Source organism: Streptomyces sp. NPDC085524 (assembly GCF_044541755.1).
Taxonomy (GTDB): Bacteria; Actinomycetota; Actinomycetes; order Streptomycetales; family Streptomycetaceae; genus Streptomyces.
The window spans coordinates 235,448-251,773 of sequence record NZ_JBITTH010000012.1 but is presented as its reverse complement, the minus strand read 5'-3'; the positions used below and the strand labels follow the sequence as shown (position 1 = coordinate 251,773).

11 protein-coding genes are annotated in these 16,326 nt (G+C 75.1%); 4 read left to right on the top strand and 7 right to left on the bottom strand.

Annotated features, from left to right (window positions below):
* Window positions 1–91: 91 nt before the first annotated feature.
* Window positions 92–466, bottom strand: a complete 375-nt coding sequence (locus tag ACIGFK_RS20905; protein WP_376658658.1) for a hypothetical protein — start codon at window positions 464–466, stop codon at window positions 92–94.
* A 188-nt stretch (window positions 467–654) separates the two neighbouring features.
* Here ACIGFK_RS20905 and ACIGFK_RS20900 point away from each other — a divergent pair, with 188 nt between their 5' ends.
* Together ACIGFK_RS20900 and ACIGFK_RS20895 are read left to right on the top strand one after the other, a co-directional pair.
* A complete protein-coding gene (locus ACIGFK_RS20900) occupies window positions 655–1,011 on the top strand; it encodes a YciI family protein (protein WP_376658659.1) in 357 nt (118 codons plus the stop codon).
* Between the two features lie 64 nt (window positions 1,012–1,075).
* On the top strand, window positions 1,076–2,314 hold the full coding sequence (locus tag ACIGFK_RS20895; protein ID WP_376658660.1) for an RNA polymerase sigma factor: 1,239 nt from the start codon (window positions 1,076–1,078) through the stop codon (window positions 2,312–2,314).
* 22 nt (window positions 2,315–2,336) lie between these two features.
* Here the strand turns inward: ACIGFK_RS20895 and ACIGFK_RS20890 are convergent, their stop codons facing one another.
* The 4 genes from ACIGFK_RS20890 to ACIGFK_RS20875 form a co-directional block, all read right to left on the bottom strand.
* Window positions 2,337–3,818 (bottom strand): condensation domain-containing protein, encoded by a 1,482-nt coding sequence (locus ACIGFK_RS20890; protein WP_376658661.1) that lies wholly within the window; start codon window positions 3,816–3,818, stop codon window positions 2,337–2,339.
* Between the two features lie 273 nt (window positions 3,819–4,091).
* Window positions 4,092–5,051, bottom strand: a complete 960-nt coding sequence (locus ACIGFK_RS20885; protein ID WP_376658662.1) for an ABC transporter ATP-binding protein — start codon at window positions 5,049–5,051, stop codon at window positions 4,092–4,094.
* Window positions 5,048–8,002, bottom strand: coding sequence for a hypothetical protein (locus ACIGFK_RS20880; RefSeq protein ID WP_386468034.1), 2,955 nt, complete (start codon window positions 8,000–8,002; stop codon window positions 5,048–5,050). Before ACIGFK_RS20880 ends, ACIGFK_RS20885 begins: the two co-directional genes overlap by 4 nt.
* Complete coding sequence (locus tag ACIGFK_RS20875) at window positions 7,999–11,283, bottom strand: FtsX-like permease family protein (protein ID WP_400053062.1); 3,285 nt, start codon at window positions 11,281–11,283, stop codon at window positions 7,999–8,001. The genes ACIGFK_RS20880 and ACIGFK_RS20875 overlap by 4 nt, the downstream gene beginning before the upstream one ends.
* 151 nt (window positions 11,284–11,434) lie before the next feature.
* Here ACIGFK_RS20875 and ACIGFK_RS20870 point away from each other — a divergent pair, with 151 nt between their 5' ends.
* The gene (locus tag ACIGFK_RS20870) at window positions 11,435–12,166 is read left to right on the top strand and encodes an ABC transporter ATP-binding protein (RefSeq protein ID WP_376658665.1); all 732 of its coding nucleotides are present in this window, start codon (window positions 11,435–11,437) and stop codon (window positions 12,164–12,166) included.
* Window positions 12,167–12,174: 8 nt separating this feature from the next.
* On the opposite strand, the gene ACIGFK_RS20865 is transcribed toward ACIGFK_RS20870, so the two are convergent.
* Window positions 12,175–14,484, bottom strand: coding sequence for an FtsX-like permease family protein (locus ACIGFK_RS20865; RefSeq protein WP_386468037.1), 2,310 nt, complete (start codon window positions 14,482–14,484; stop codon window positions 12,175–12,177).
* Window positions 14,481–15,191 carry an ABC transporter ATP-binding protein gene (locus tag ACIGFK_RS20860; RefSeq protein WP_376658668.1) on the bottom strand — a complete coding sequence of 237 codons (711 nt, stop codon included), beginning with the start codon at window positions 15,189–15,191 and terminating at the stop codon, window positions 14,481–14,483. Before ACIGFK_RS20860 ends, ACIGFK_RS20865 begins: the two co-directional genes overlap by 4 nt.
* Before the next feature lie 142 nt (window positions 15,192–15,333).
* Here ACIGFK_RS20860 and ACIGFK_RS20855 point away from each other — a divergent pair, with 142 nt between their 5' ends.
* Window positions 15,334–16,218: a sensor histidine kinase gene (locus ACIGFK_RS20855; protein ID WP_376658669.1), complete on the top strand. Its 885-nt coding sequence runs from the start codon at window positions 15,334–15,336 to the stop codon at window positions 16,216–16,218.
* Window positions 16,219–16,326 lie beyond the last annotated feature (108 nt).

Here is a 16,326-nt window from a genome sequence, read left to right as displayed (position 1 = left end):
CGCCAATGCTCCGCAGTGGCTCCCTCCTCCGCCTTGCAATCCACGGCACCAGACGACCCGGGCTATCCGACCCTGATCCGCCGGACACCCCCTAGCCCCTCCGGGCGTCGCGGCTCACCTTCCTGGCCCACAGCACCAGCGGCACCTGGAGCGGCAGCCGGGCCAGCGTCACCGCCCGCAGTGCGGGGGAGCGGTGGCGGGCGTCCGCGGCCATCTTGACGTTCGCCGGGAACACGCCGACGAAGAAGGCGGCGGCCGCCAGCGCCGCCGCCTCGCGGGTGCGCGGATGGGCGACCCCGGCGGCCAGCGCGAGTTCGGCGGCGCCGCTCGCGTAGGTCCACTGGCGCGGGGTCCCCGGGAGCGAGCGCGGGACGATGGCGTCGAACTGCTTCGGCGCCGCGGCGTGGGCGACGGCAGCCCCGGCGAGCAGTCCGGCGAGCAGCAGGGGGGAGGAAGGACGGGGCACGGGACGGGTCCTCTCGGGGGGCGGGCGGCGGCCGAAGCGCGATCCTACTCACGAGTAGGGCCGTGTCGTCCGGCTCCCCGGAAAAAACTTCCGAAGAATTCCGGGACAGCTGTCGATCCGGGCGCCTCCCGTTCGACGCAGGGGTGAGAGGCGGGGAACGTCCCCGCCCTTCCGACCGAGGAGTCACCGTGCCGCGCTTCCTGACGATGATCCGCATCGACGAGCAGAACCTGCCGCCCGAGGAGTTCCCCGCCGACTTCGAGCAGCGCATGGGCGCCCTCCTGGAGGAGATCACCAAGGCCGGGGTCATGCTCGACACCGCCGGCCTGCTGCCCACCTCCGAAGCCACCCGGCTGAGCTGGTCCGGCGGCAGGATCAGCTACACCGACGGCCCCTTCACGGAGACGAAGGAGGTCGTCGGCGGCTACTCCCTCACCCAGTGCAAGGACAAGGCCGAGGCCGTCGAATGGACCCGCCGCTTCCTGGAGATCCACCCGGCGAGCTGGAACGTCAGCGCCGAGGTCCGCGAGATCCAGGAGATGTGAGCGGCGCGGCGCCTCCCGGCGCCCGCGCCGCGTTTGCCCTGCCTCGTCACGGCTGCTCTGATGGGTGGCCGTGACGGCAGGTGACACGGCCCAGGCGGTCGAAACGGTGTTCAGGATCGAGTCCGCGCGCATCATCGCCGGTGTGACCCGCATCGTGCGGGACGTCGGCATCGCCGAGGAACTCGCACAGGACGCCCTGGTCGCCGCGCTCGAGCAGTGGCCGCAGTCGGGCGTCCCGGACAAGCCGGGCGCCTGGCTCATGGCCACCGCCAAGCACCGCGCGATCGACCTCGTCCGCCGCAAGGAGACGTACGCCCGCAAACTCGCCGAGGTCGGCCGGAGCCTGGAGGACGTGCCGCCGCCCGCCGAACCGGCCGACCCGGACGACATCGACGACGACCTGCTCCGGCTGGTCTTCACCGCCTGCCATCCCGTCCTGGCCACCGAGGCGCGGATCGCGCTCACCCTCCGCCTGATGGGCGGGCTCACCACCCAGGAGATCGCACGGGCCTTCCTGTCCTCCGAGCCGGCCGTCGCCCAGCGCATCGTCCGGGCGAAGCGGACCCTGGCCGCGGCGGACGTGCCGTTCGAGGTCCCGTACGGGGCCGACCGCGAGGCACGGCTGGCCTCCGTCCTCGAAGTCATCTACCTCGTCTTCAACGAGGGCTACTCGGCCACCGCCGGGGACGACCTGGTCCGCCCCGCCCTGTGCGAGGACGCCCTGCGCCTCGCCCGCCTCCTCACTGCACTGATGCCCGGGGAACCGGAGGTGCACGGCCTCGCCGCACTCCTGGAGTTCCAGGCCTCCAGGATCACCGCCCGCACCGGCCCCGACGGGGAACCGGTGCTGCTCGCCGACCAGAACCGGGCCAAATGGAACCGCCTGCTCATCCACCGCGGCGCCCGGGCCCTGAGCCGGGCCGGCAGCGGGCCGTACGCCCTGCAGGCCGCGATCGCCGGCTGCCACGCGGCGGCCGTGCGCTACGAGGACACCGACTGGCCGACGATCGCCGCGCTCTACGGCCGGCTCGTCCTGCTCGTCCCGTCACCCGTGGTGGAGCTCAACCGCGCGGTGGCCGTCTCGATGGCCGAGGGCCCCGGAGCCGCGCTGCTGCTCGTCGACGCCCTGACCGGGGAACCGGCCCTGCGCTCCTACCACTTGCTGCCGAGCGTACGAGGAGACCTGCTCGAGCGGCTCGGCCGTCCGCAGGAGGCCCGCGCGGAGTTCGAGCGGGCGGCCTCCCTCACGCGCAACGAGCGGGAGCGCGACCTGCTCCTCGGCCGCGCGGCCCGCCTGTCGTAGGGCCCGCCCCTCGCGGGCCCGCTCAGCCGCGGCGGGCGTACGCGGCCACGTCGAGCGGGGTCCCTGCCGGCCGCCGCGGCGGGGTCAGCGCGACGGGCCGGCGGAAGCCGCCGGCACGGGCGATCTCCCGCACCGTCAGGCGCAGTGCCTCCTGGAAGTCGCCCATGGTGCGGCGTGCCGCGGGCGTGTCCACGTAGATGGAGTTCATGTGCAGCCCGTCCGTGTCCCGCTGGAACCACGAGCAGGCCCCGTTGGCCCGCGCCGACCACACGTGGGTGGTCGGGAGCCACTCGTCGTGGCGTTCGGCGCCACGGCACTTGCGCATGTCGATGTACGAGAAGAAGTTCACGGGGTACGGCCACGAGCGGGCCGCGAACTCCTCGGGCGCCAGCAGCTCCCACGCCCGGACGAACGGCACGTCGATGTGGGCGATCATCTCGCCGAATCCGGCCCGGACCCCGGCCATGACCGCGGCGAAGTCCCGGCCGGGCGAGGCGTCGAACTCGATCGGCATGGTGTTGACGAACCACCCCACCGAATCCGTCCAGGCCTGCCGGCCGCGCTCGCTCACCGGCATCAGCCCCCGGTACACCCCGGGCCCGCCCGCCTCGCGCAGACAGACGGCGACGGAGGCGAGCACCCCCATGAACGGCTTGCCGCCGACCGCCTGGCAGGTCTTCTCGAACACCTCCGTGTCGGAGGCGTCCAGCAGCCGGGAGGCCTCGTTCACGATCGGGTACATGCGGCCCGGCTCCACGCCGAGGTCGAGGGGGAAGCGCGGGAAGAACTCGCCGCCGCCCCGTTCGATGAAGGACTTCCAGTGGCCGAGGCGTTCGTCGCGGGCGTCGATGGACAGGTAGCGGCGGCGCTGCTCATCCGCGAAGTCGAGATAGCTCGGGGCGGGCGGCAGTTCGGCCTCCTCGCCACGGCACAGGGCCTCGTAGGCCGTGAGCACCTCGTGGACGACGATCGGCATCGACATGCCGTCGCAGACGATGTGGTCGAAGGCGAGGTAGACGGTGGCGGAGTCCTCGCGCAGTACCGCCCCCATCACGAACAACGGCCAGGAGAGAGTGTCGATGCTCCGCTTGAACCGCTCGACGAGGAAGTCGCGCAGCACGCCGGAGTCGTCGAAGGCGCCCACGGGCACGGCGTCGAGGGCGAGTTCGGCGGGGTCGAAGGGCTCGCAGGCCACCTCCCCGGCCAGCCGGCTGAACGCGCACCGGAGCACCTCGTGCCGCTGGACGAAGGTGAGCAGCGCCTGCGCCAGTGCCGGTTCGTCGAGCGGGCCCGACACCTCGAAGGTGACCGCGATCCACGAGGCGACCGGGTCGTCGGCGTCCCTGCTCTCCTCGGCGACCGTGAAGTGCTTGTCCTGGTTGAAGGACGCCTTCTTGCCCGCTCGGGGGTCCTGCTCCGATGCCTCCGCCGCCGTGCGCGTGAGCCGCCACTCGACCACCCGCCCGGGTGCCACGTGGTGCATCTCCAGAGGAAACTGCCGCATAACCGTCATCCCTTCGCCCCCGATCCGACCCCGAGGCGCTAACGACCTCCGGGCCGGGGAGGTGACGGAATCACCCTCCCGGGCCCGCGGTGCGGTACTCGGGCCGCAGGGCGGACTCCTCCTTGATCCTGATCTCCTTGGGGTGCGCCGGGTCGGCGGGCGCCGCAGGCACCCGGTCGACGTCCACGACGCCGTCGTAGGCGCCGCCGGTACGGATCCAGTCGTTCGCCGGAGAGCACGTGTGACAGCGGTGACGGAACAGGATCCGAGTGCTCAGGACTCCGCGTCGTCGCGGCGGACCTCGATGTGGTCGGCTGCCAGGTCGACCGCCACGCGGTGCTCCATGCCCAGGGCCTCCAGGAACTTCTGGGGCAGCTGGACGCGGCCGGTGCGGTCCAGCATCACGTACTCCCGCTCGCTCACCGACTCCTCGCCGTGCTCGTCGGTGACCGTGCGCCGCAGGACCTCGCTGCTCGTCCGGCCGTCGCGGATGGCGACCGTACGCCGCACCTCGCCCGCGACCATCGGGTCGTGGGTCACGATCACCACGGTGGCGCCCAGTTCCCGGTTGACGGTGCGGAAGGCCTCGAAGATCGCGGCGCCCGTCTCCGAGTCCAGCTCGCCGGTGGGCTCGTCCGCGAGGAGAACCTTCGGGTCGTTGGCCATGGCCACGGCGATGGCCGCGCGCTGCTGCTGCCCGCCGGACAGCTCCGCCGGGCGACGGCCCGCGAGGTCGCCGATCTCCAGGGCCTCGAGGAGCTGCGCCACCCGCTGCGCGCGGCGGCCGGACGCGCCGCGCCCGGTCCGTCCCCTCAACTGCATCGGCAGCGCGATGTTCTGGGCCGCCGTCAGGAAGGGCATCAGGTTGCGGGCCGTCTGCTGCCAGACGAACCCCACCGCCTCGCGCCGGTAGCGAAGCCGCTCCTTGGCCGACATCTCCAGCAGGTCGTAGCCGCCCACGGTGGCGGTGCCCGCCGTGGGGACGTCCAGGCCGGCGAGGATGTTCAGCAGGGTCGACTTCCCGCTGCCCGAGGCGCCGACGAGCGCCACCAGGTCGCCCTGGGCCACGGTCAGTTCGAGGCCCTGGAGGGCCTGCACCTCGACCCCGGCGGTGCTGAAGATCCGCACCAGGCGGTCGCAGGAGATCGCGGTGTCCGCCCCGCCCGTACGGGGCTCCGCGGCGGCCAGGGCCTCCCGGCGCAGGTCTTCGTAGGTCGGCTGGTCGGTGTTCACCGCTGGTCTCCCGCTCTCAACTCGGTGGTGATCTGTCGCCTGCCGGATACCGCCGCCTCCGCCAGCACGGCCACGGTCACGAGGGCCGCGATGCCCAGCGCCTGCGTCAGCACCGGCCCGGCGGCGAGGCCCAGACCCGTCGGCACCTCGGCGCCGACCAGCGAGGACAGGTCCACGGCCGGACCCAGCAGGAGCACGGCCGCCGCGGCGACGAGCCCGCCGCCGAGCGCCGCCACCAGGGCCTGCGGCCACGTCTCGGCCAGGATCAGCGCCACGCCCCGCCGGGGCTGCAGCCCCATCGTGCGCAGCCGCGCCAGCAGCGCGGCCCGGTCGGGGGCGGCCCGCATCAGCGTCAGCAGCACCGCCAGTACGGCGAAGCCGGCGGCGCCCGCCACGGACGCCCAGAACAGCCGGCCGGCCGAGTGCTGGAGGGGATCGCCGGACAGTTCGGCGACCTTGGCGGCGCTGGTGCGGACCAGGTACTTCTCGGCGGTCGCACCGGGGACGGTCCGGGCGACGAGCTCCTCCAGGCGGTCCCCGTCGATCCGGCCGAGCGCCAGCCACCGGTTGGGCTGCGCGGCCTTGGGCACCACCGCGCCGGCCGGCCCGGCCGGCAGGATCAGGGTGGCCGCCCCCGCACCCGGGAGCGCGGGCGTACGGCCTTCGAACGTGCCGGCGGAGCCGACCCGGATCTCCTCGCCGCCCACCCACAGCCGGAAGGTCTCCCCGTCCGCCTGTCCGGCCGTGTCCTTCTGCGTGAGCAGATCGCGGCTGATCAGCGCCGGGACCACGGCGTCGGCCCCGCCCGCGGAGGCGCCGTTCCCGGACGTCCCGCCCTTGGAGAGCGCGGCCGGGTCGAAGCGGCCCCGCCCGAGGGTCCGGGACAGTTCCGCGTACGACTCCGGATCGACGACGACCACCGAGACGTGCGCCGCGCCCCGGCCGAAGCCGAACACGAACGCGTCGTCGTCCACCCACGCCGAGGTGGCCGTGCGCACGCCGGGCAACGCGCCCGCGGCGTCGGTCAGTTCCCGGGGTAGCGCGGTCTCGTCGGGCGCGGCGACGTATGCGTCACCGCCCACGGCCTCCCGGGCCACCTGGAGCCGGGAGGCGTCGACCGCGCCCAGCACCGTCGCACCGAAGCCGCCCGTGGTGACGGCCAGCAGCAGCGCGATCAGGGGCAGCACCGAGGGGCGCCCCCGGCCCCCGCCCGCCCCGGCGAGCCCGCCCCGCGCGGCGCGGGCCAGCCCGAGGAAGCCGACCAGGCCGGGACCGCGGCCCGCCATCCGGGCCAACGCCCCGACCAGCGGGGGCTGGAGCCGGGCCAGGACCAGCCCGCCGCACAGTGCGAGCAGCAGCGGGGCCGCGACGAGCAGCGGATCGAGTCCCGCCCCGGCGGGAGCGACGCCGCGCGTGCGCACCTCGTACACGGCCGCGGCGGTGGCGACGAGGACCAGGAACTCGGCGACGAGCCGCCCGCGTGGGCGCGGCGTGCGCGGACCCGACAGCAGGACGAAGGCCCGTACGGGCAGGGCGAGCAGGGCCAGCAGGGTGACGGCGGACGCCGCGGCCAGGGAGGCCGTCGCCCGGGGCGTCGGCAGCAGCACCAGCGCGAGCCAGGTGGCCGCGGCCGCGGCGGGCAGCACCGTCACGGCGCCTTCACCGAGCAGGCGCAGCACGATGGAGCGGCGCGAGCCGCCCCGGGCGAGCAGCAGCCGCAGCTCGACCGCACGCCGGTCGCCGCCCAGCGCCGCGGCCAGGGCGAAGACGACCACGGCCACCCCGGCGACCCCGGCCGGGCCGATCGCGGCCAGCGGCGCGGCGCCCTGCTGCCGGGCCTCGGCCTGCGCGAAGAGCTCCGGGAGCCGGGAGGCGATCCGCAGGTCCGGCCGCTCGATCGCGCGGCTGAGCCCGCTGGAGGTGGGACCGGCGACGAAGGAGGCGACCTCCTTGGCGGTGGCGGGCAGCCGGTCCGCCCTCAGCGCGCCGGTGTCCACCGGCAGCCGCCAGAAGTACTGGGTGCCCTCGCCCCAGCCGGAGATCCGGTCGATGCCCTCCGCACCGACGACGGCGCCGGTCTGCCAGTACGCCCTGGGCGGGGCGGCGGTGGTCCGGTTCTTGCACGCGTACGCCAGGCAGGGGAGGTCGGTCCAGTACACGTCGGCGGCGTCGGCGACGTCGTAGAGGCCGACGACCTCGGCGCGGACCGGACCGGACATCAGGGGCCGGGACTCCAGCACGGTGCCGATGGGCGCCTTCAGGGTCTCGGACGCGGCGCGCGACAGGGCCACCGGGACCGGCGCGTCGTCGGCCACGGGGCCGGACGGCCAGCGTCCCGCCACCAGCGACGCGTGGGAGGCGACCTCAGGGAGGTGGACGAGGGTCAGCCGAGGGTCGGGGCCCTCGATCCGGGCGAGCCCCGGGTTCGCCAGGTCCCGGGGCTTCATGCCGTAGGCGCCGTGCACCGGGCCGCTCGCGGCGAGGCGGAAGGCACCTCCGGTACGGGCGCGGAGCGCGGCGAGGGCGGAGTCCAGTTCCTGCGGTGTCTGGGGTCCGCCCTGCGAGCTGGTGGTGGCGAACAGGCTCGTCGGGCCGGGGCCCTGGGCCTGCAGGAACGAGCGCAGGGCCTGGTCGGCGCCGCGGTCCACGGCCCGGGGCAGCCCGGCCGCGAGGAGCACGGTGACGAACACGAGGGCGGCGCCGAGCAGCGTGGTCAGCGGAGCCGCGCGCAGCCGGGTCCGCACCCAGGGAGCGGGACGGACCCCTGCGGGGCGCACGGCCCGGCCGGAGGTGGCCCCGGCCCCGGGCCCGCCCGTGCCCGGGCGTTCCGTGCCGGGTTCTTCAGGGGCGGCGCCCCCGCGGGCGGGCCCGCCTGATGCGGCGCCGTTCGGTCCGGCCTCGGACGGGCGGGGATCCCGGCCCCCGGTGCCGGGGGATGCGGGGCGGCTCATGACTCCTCCACGTGCCGCAGCCGGTCGGCCACGCCTCGGTCTCGCCGGCCGCCCAGCACGGCCGACAGCAGCGGCACCGCGGCGATCGCGGCGGCCAGAAGCAACGTTTCGGCCGTCGGCAGGTCCACCAGGACCTCCGGGACCGGACGCCGTGCAGCGGGCGTCAGTACCATCAGCGGCACCACCAGGTGCACGATGACGGCACCCAGACCCAGCCCGACGGCGGTCCCGAGGCCGACCAGGGCACCGGTCTCGGCGGCGACCGTCCGGGCGAGGCGCCGCCGGGGCGTCCCCAGGGCCGACAGCACCGCGAACTCCGCGGCCCGTTCCCGTCCGGCGGCGGCCGAGGAGGCCGCGAAGCCGATCGCGGCCAGGACCGCGCAGGCCACCGCGAGCGCGGCCAGCGCGCCCTGCGGGCCCGCGCTGAGCGGATCGTCCAGCAGCCCGGCCGCCACCTCCTCGCGCAGCTCCACCCGCTGCGCACCCGCGCCGGAGCGCAGTTCGGCGGCGGCCCGCGCGGGCACCGGGTCGTCTCCGGAGGCGGCCGGCAGCCACCACTCGACGACCGCGGGCAGCTCCCGGCCGGTGTCGGCCGCCAGCAGCCGCCCGGCGGCGGCGAGATCGACGGCCACGGCCGTGTCCCCGGCCACCGGCAGCGAGCCGACGGCTGCGGTGATCCGTACGGCCACGGTGGTCCCGCCCAGCGGGACCGGCACCACGTCGCCCACGCCCGCTCCGACGGCGGCGAGGTAGCCGCGGGTCGCGATCCCCGGCACCTCCGCGGCGGGGGCGCCGCCCGCGAGCAGCCCGAGCTGCACACCGCCGATGCTCCCGGCGCCGCCCCGGTACCGGATCCGCAGGAGCTCGTCCGGGCCGGCCGGGAGCAGTTCGCCGGCCCGCCCGCCGCCGGTCAGCTGCGGGGCACTGAGGGTCCAGCCGCCCGTACCCGCACGCGCGGGCATCGCGGTCGCACCGGCGGCGTCGGCGGCGGAGACGCGCCGCACGGTCAGCTCCCCGGGCCGGTCGGGTGCCGGCGGCGCGTCCCCGCGCGGCATCCGGCGGTCCTCCAGGCCGTACGAGAACACGAACCCGGCGACCCGCAGCGGAGCGGCCGCCGACCCGAGCGGGGCCCCGGTGATGGCGCCGAGGTCCACCGAGACGGTGGCGTCCCCCGATTCGGGCAGCTGCATCATCGGCGTGCGGTGGGTCAGGCCGAACCGGTCGCGCAGCAGCACGCCGAGGCCCGGCCGGCCGCCTTCGCCGGAGGCCCGCACCGTCACGTCCAGGTCGATCCGGTGCGGCTGACCGGGCAGTTCGATGCCGTCGGCGGCCGCGCCCCCGGCCGCCGAGAGCGGGGTGAACAGCTCGCGCACGGAGTGCCCGTCCCGTAGATCGGCGCGCAGCGGCACCCGTTCGGCGACCCCGGCCGCGTCGAGGGCGAGCACCTGCCCGGCGCGCCCGCCCGGCAGGTCCTGCTTCGCACGGATCACCGGGATGATCCGCTCGCCGCCGGGCAGGGAGGCGTACCGCCCGTTCCGGCCCAGGGGTGCGAGGTCGCTGCCCGAGATCCGCAGGCCCCCGGCGGTGGCGAAGTCGGCCTGGTCCCGCTGGGAGGCGGACCAGGCGGTGTGCTGGCCCAGCGCCAGGACCCCGCTGGACACCGCCAGTACGAGCAGCAGCACCGGCCCGGTGGCCCGCCCCGGGCGGCGGGCGAGCTGCCAGCCGACCAGCGCCGGTCCGAGGCCCCGGCCGCGGGCGGCGATCCGCCCGCCGAGCCGCGCCGCGAACGGCAGCAGCCGCAGCACCAGCAGCGTCCCCGCGCACAGGGCCAGCGTCGGCGCGGCGACCAGCACCGGGTCCACCCCGAGCCCGCCGTCCGGGGCGGCGGCTTCGGCGCCGTCACCGCTGTACTGCGCGAGCTGCTGGTAGGCGAGGACGGCGAGCGCCACCAGGGCCAGGTCGGCGCCGGACCGGGCGGCCCCGGCGACGAGCGCCTGCCGTCGGCCGCCGACCCGCAGGGCGGCGGCTCCCGCGCCGCGCAGCATCGCGGGCAGCGCCGTCAGCAGGACGCAGGCCAGGGCGCAGGCGCCCGCGACGGGCCACAGCAGCAGGTTCCCGGAGGTGTCCATCGGCACCCGCGCCAGCGGGCCGAATCCGGACAGCAGCCGCAGGAGCGGGGGTGTGAGCAGGGGGGCGAGCACGGCGGCGGGCAGCGCGAGCAGGAGCGATCCCGCCGCGCCGAGCGCGCCGAGCCGCAGGCGGGAGGCGCCGCGCGCGGTCAGCAGGACGCGCTCGGGCTCCTGACGGTCGTCGAGGAGGTGGGCGACGAGCAGCAGCGCGGCCGCCGCGAGGACGGCCAGCTGCAGCGCGCCGACCAGCAGGGTGGACCGGGCGACCCGCTGCCCGGAGACCAGCTCGTCCAGCAGGTGGGGGAGCTCGGTCTTGACCTGGAACCCGTCGGGGCCCTTGACGCCGGTGGAGCCGAGGGCGCCTGCCGCAAGGCCCGCCGAGCGCTCCCGGACGTCCTGCGCCCGGGCGGGGCTCACGGCCGCGAAGTCGGGGGTGAGGAGCACGCCGCGGCTGTTCTGCGGCAGCCCGCCCGCCGTGAACGCGGTGTCGTCGACGAGCAGCGGCCCGTACGTGGTGAACGCGCTGACCTGGAGCTCGCGGCCGCCGAGCGGGTCGAGCCGCCAGTACGGGGCATCGGGGTCGGCAGCCCGGTAGACGCCGGTGACCTGCACGGTGAGCGGGGCACCGCCGTACCGGTCGTCGAGGCGCACCTCGGCGGGCAGCGCCGCCTCGGTCAGCCCCAGCCGGGTCAGGGCCGCCCTCGGGACGGCCACCTGCGTGCGCGAGGCGTCCGGTCCGGTGACCGCCTGCGGCCACTGGCCCGCCACGAGCCGGACCCGCTCGTGGTCGAGGGAGGCGAGCAGCGTCAGATCGGTGTCCTTGCCGGGGGTGCGCGCGCCCGGGATGCCGTACGGGCGGCTGCGCGCCATGCTCTCGAAGGACACCGGGAGCGGTCCGAACAGCTCGCCGGCGAAGGCGCGTACGGCCTTGTCGTCCTCGGCGCGCGTGGTCACCGGATGTTCGCCGGTCACCACGACGGTGCTCCGGTCCCGGCCGGGCCCCTGGAGGGCCTGGCGCAGTCCTGCCTCGCCCACACCACGGGTGAAGGCGAACAGCGCCGTGAGCACGGTCGTGGTGATGAGCACGGTGAGCAGCACGGCGGCAGCGAGCGGCAATCGCCCGCGCAGCCGGCGCATGACGAAGCCGAGCATGTGCTGTGTTCCTCCCCCGTCCGGACCACTGGCACCGGATAGCGGACGATGCTGTCAGATTCGAACGCACAGGGGAAGGGACTTGCGCGGAGGATGTGACAGGTGAGCAAATTCGAAAGTGAACCGTTAACGGCCAGGGGGAGCAGACGTCATGACGCAGCATCAGGACAGCGCGGCCGGCGTGCCGATGGTGGCCGTGGACGACGTCCACCGCAGCTTCGGCAGCGGCCCGCAGGCCGTGCACGCCCTGCGCGGCGTCTCCTTCGAGGTGCGCCGCGGTGAACTCACCGCGCTGAAGGGCCGGTCCGGCTCGGGCAAGACCACCCTGCTCAACCTGGTCGGCGGACTCGACACCCCGACCTCGGGCACCGTCACCCTCGACGGCACCGGCCTCGCCGGCCTGGACGAAACGGGGCTGCTGGCGCTGCGCCGCGACCGGATCGGTTTCGTGTTCCAGTCCTTCGGCCTGATACCGGTCCTCACGGCCGTCGAGAACGTCGGCGTCCCGATGCGTCTGCGAAAGGTCCCGGCCCAGCAGCGGGAGGAGCGGGCCAGGACCCTGCTCGCCCTGGTGGGCCTGGCCGAACACGCGGACCAGCGCCCCGGCGAACTCTCCGGCGGGCAGCAGCAGCGGGTGGCCGTGGCCCGGGCCCTGGCCAACGAGCCCGATCTGATCATCGCGGACGAGCCGACCGGCCAGCTCGACTCCGAGACCGGCCGGTCGATCATGCGGCTGCTGCGGGCGGTGGTGCGCAGCGAGGGGGTCACCGCCCTGGTGGCCACCCACGACCCGGCCCTGATCGAACTGGCCGACCGTGTCGTGGAGTTGCGCGACGGACGCATCGTCGACGAGCAGCGCGTCCGGCAGGCGGCCGTCGGCTGAGCCTCCCGCTACTCGGTGTGCAGGGCCGAGGCGATCGTCATCCGGGCCGCCGACCTGGCCGGCACCAGGGCCCCGAGGACGGCGATCGCCACCCCGGCCAGCAGCATCGCGGCCAGCTGCGGCGGGTGCCACACGTCCTTCATGTACGCGGGGAACTCCACCACCCCGACGTGGTCGACGACCAGCCGGTGCGCCGCCATTCCGAGCGGGATGCCGATCAGCCCGGCGACGGCGCCCAGCCCGGCGACCGAGGCCACGGTCATCAGCACCACCTGCCGTGGGGTCATCCCGATGGACTTGAGCATGCCCAGGTCCCGGCGGCGCTCGCGGGTGTTGAGCAGGACCGTGTTGAACACGCCGAGCGAGGCCACGACGGCCAGCAGCGCCGTGAACACCGACGAGAACGTGACGACGGTGGCCGTGCCGACGTTCGCGTAGTCCACCACCGCCGCGCTCAGGCCCGGATCGAGCGCCTCGACCGCGTCGGCGTACGCCCTGGCGTCGGAGCCGGGAGCGAGCCGCACCGAGTACTCGGTGGCGCGGGCCTCCGGATCGAGCAGGCCGAGGGTCGGCCACGTGCCCTCCAGCGAGCGGGCGTTGCCCTCGATGAGCTGACCGACGACGGTCGCGGAGACCTTCCTCGCGTTCAGTTCGAGCGTGACCCGGTCGCCGACCTTCAGCCCGCGCTCGCTCAGGAACGCGGGGCCCGCCACCACCTCGCCCGCCTCCCGCGGCGCACGGCCCCTGACGATGATCTTGTCGTACAGCGAGTTGTCCCCGCGGTAGAAGTCGGCGTAGACGGGCTGCGTCCGGCCGGTCAGATTCGCCTGCGAGAACGCCCGGGCCCGTACGCCCGCCGCACCGGGGAGGGCTCGCAGCCGTTCCTCGATCCGTCCGTCGTCGAGCCGGGGGGCGGCCCGGTCGCTGCCCGGGCCGCCCGCCCGCACGTGGACCCGGGGACCCCCGTCGCCGCGGCCGATGTCCGCGAACGCCACCATCGTGCTCGTCAGTCCGGTGGCCAGGGTCACCGTGGTGACGCCGAGGACGATCGCCGCCATGGTCAGCAGGGTGCGCCCCGGGCGGGCGAACGGCTGGCCCAGACCCAGGCTGACTGGGCGCGGCAGGCGGGTGGCCCCGAGCAGCCGCTGGACGCGCAGCCCGCGCCCGGACCGCGGCGCGCTGCCGGCGGTGATGGCCTCGGAGGCGGGCAGCCGGTGCGCCCGCAGCGCCGGTACCAGTGCCGCCAGCAGGACCAGGGCGGGCATGCCCAGCAGGCAGACGACGGACACCCACGGACCGACCCCGCCGACCGCGGCGCCACCGGTCTCGATGCCCGTGAAGGCGACCTTGACGAACGGGCCGGCCAGCGCGTTGCCGGCCACCGTACCGAGGACGCAGCCCGCCACGGCCGGTACGCAGAGCATCGTCAGGTAGACGCCGACCACCTGGTTCGGAGTGAAGCCCAGGGCCTTGAGCACCCCGATGTGCCGGTATCCGGAGACGACCGCACCGCTGACCACGTTGCCGACGATCAGGACCGAGACCAGGAGGCCCAGGACACCGAAGAACGCGATGAAGGGCAGGTAGGAGTCGGCCAGCGCAGAGTAGGCCTTCTTCAGGGTGAACGAGGTCTGCACGCCGGTCAGCGATTCCCGAGGCAGCCCCGAGGTGGCTCCGGCCAGCCCGGCGTCCACGCGGGCCTCGGTGGAGGAGTCCGCGAACCGGTACAGCATCTGGGCGGCGGACGGGTGCAGCGCGTCCAACTGCTCCGGCGTGACCCAGGCGCTCGCCGACTTGCTCATGCTCGTGGCGAAACCGACGACGGTCAGCCTCGGCGATCCGGGTTCCCCCAGTGTCGTGCCCAGCAGCTCGGGGCCGGGGGACCCCTGGACCGGCCAGTCGACGACGATCTCGCCCGGCCCGGTGGCCCATCGGCCCTCCAACAGCTCGATGCGGTCGACGGGGCCCGCCGGATCGGCCCGGCCCACCACGGTGAGGGTGCCGCCCGCAGTCCAGAGCCAGCCCTTGGGGATGTCGACCACGGCCTGCCCGAAGGGCCCCGCGGCGGCCACCACGCCCGGCTGCCGGGTGGTGCGCGCCAGCTGCTCCGGTGAGACCTTCGCGGTGTCGAAGGTCGCCACCGCGTGCGCGCCGCGCTGCTTCGCGTACGCCTTCTCGAACGGGGCCGAGGCCGCCTCCAGCAGCCCCAGCGCGAGCAGCACCGTCGTGGTGGAGCACAGGACGACCAGGCCGATGACGAACGTCTGGACCCGACGGCGCTTCACGGCCGCGCGTGAGGCCCTCCACACGGCGCTCACGCGGTCGCCTCGAGGGCGGTCTCGCGGGCGACCCGGCCGTCGGTCATCTCGACCAGTCGGCTCGCGCACCGCGTGGCCAACTCCCGGTCGTGCGTGACGATCAGCAGGGTCTGGCCGATCTGATTGAGGTCGATGAGGAGGTCCATCACCTGTTCGCCGGAGCGGCTGTCGAGCGCGCCGGTGGGTTCATCCGCAAGGAGCAGCGCGGGCCGGTTCATCAACGCCCGTGCGACGGCGACCCGTTGGCGCTCACCGCCGCTGAGCGTCGCCGGGTAGTTGTTGCGGCGCGCGGCCACCCCGAGTTCGTCGAGGAGCTCCAGGGCCCGGCGGCGGGCCTGCCGCGCCGGGGTGCCGGTCAACTGGGCGGCCAGCGCCACGTTGTCGAGCACCGGAAGATCGTCGATGAGGTTGAAGAACTGGAAGATCATGCCGACGCTGCGGCGCCGGAAGAGCGCCAGCCCGGTCTCGTTCAGCCGCCCCAGATCCTGGCCGTGCACCTCCACGAGGCCCGAAGTGGGCCGGTCCAGCCCGGCCACCATGTTGAGGAGGGTGGACTTGCCGCAGCCGGAGGGGCCCATCACGGCGACCGCGTCACCCGCCCGGATCTCCAGCGACATCCCGTCCAGGGCCTTCGCGTCACCGTACTCCTTGTGGACGCCCTCCAGCCGCACCACCACGTGCCGTTCACTGCCTTGATCAGTTGTCATGGCTCGAACCTAAGGCGGGGGTCGCGGGCGGTGCGTCAGTCCCCGGATGTAGAGGTCCGCGCAGGTCATCCCGTGGATGTACGCGGCCCGTGCGGCCCGTCCGGCAGAATGAAGCGCGGACCGACGGGGGAGGGAAGCGAAGGTGGGGACGATCACCGCGGGGGCCGCAGCGTGTGTCGCCGCGGCCGTGGCCGCAGGGCTGGGGCTGGCCCTCGTACGCGCCCGGCGCGGGCACCGGGCGGCCATGGGCGAGCGCGGCTGGCTGCTGGAACGGGAACGGGAGAGCGCGGCCCGGGCCGCCGTGGACGCGGAGCGGGCCAGGATCGCGGCCGAACTCCACGACATCGTCAGCCACAACGTGAGCCTGATGGTGGTCCAGGCGGGCGCCGCGCGGGAAGTACTGGACACGCTGCCGCAGGAGGCCGCGGCGGCGATGAGCGCCGTGGAGGCGGCGGGACGGACGACGATGACGGAACTGCGGCACCTGCTGGGGCTGTTGGCGCCCGCACAGGACGGGCGGGACGAGCCGTACCCCGCGGCGGCGGCCGGAACCGCCACGGAGCCGCAGCCGACCCTGGCCCGGCTCAGCCCGCTGATCGACAGGTTCGCCTTCGCCGGCCTGCCGGTGGAGGTACGGGTGTCCGGGGAGCCCCGGCCGCTCCCGGCCGGGATCGACGTCACGGCGTACCGGATCATCCAGGAGGCCCTGACCAACGCGTTCAAACACGGAGACGGGGGCAAGACGGAAGTGACGGTGCGGTACGCGGACCACGCGCTGCGGGTGGAGGTGCTCACGGACGGCCCGGGCGCGGTGGGCTCCGCCGGGTCCGCCGTGGCGGGAGCGGAAGGTGCGGCCGGGTCCGGCAGGGCGGTCGGGATCGCCGGGGCGGCCAGGGCCGAGGGGACCGGGCGCGGGCTGCTCGGCCTGCGCGAGCGCGTCGCCGTCTACGGCGGCGACCTCGACGCCCGCCGCCGCCTCGGCGGCGGCTACCGCGTGCGGGCGCGCCTCCCCTTGGAACGGCCGTGACCGGGCCCGCGGCCGGATCGGGGCCGACGGCCGCCACACCGGCTCCCGAGCCGCCCGCCATGCCGGCGTCCACGCCGGCGCCGGCGGTCACACCGTCCCCGGTGCCCA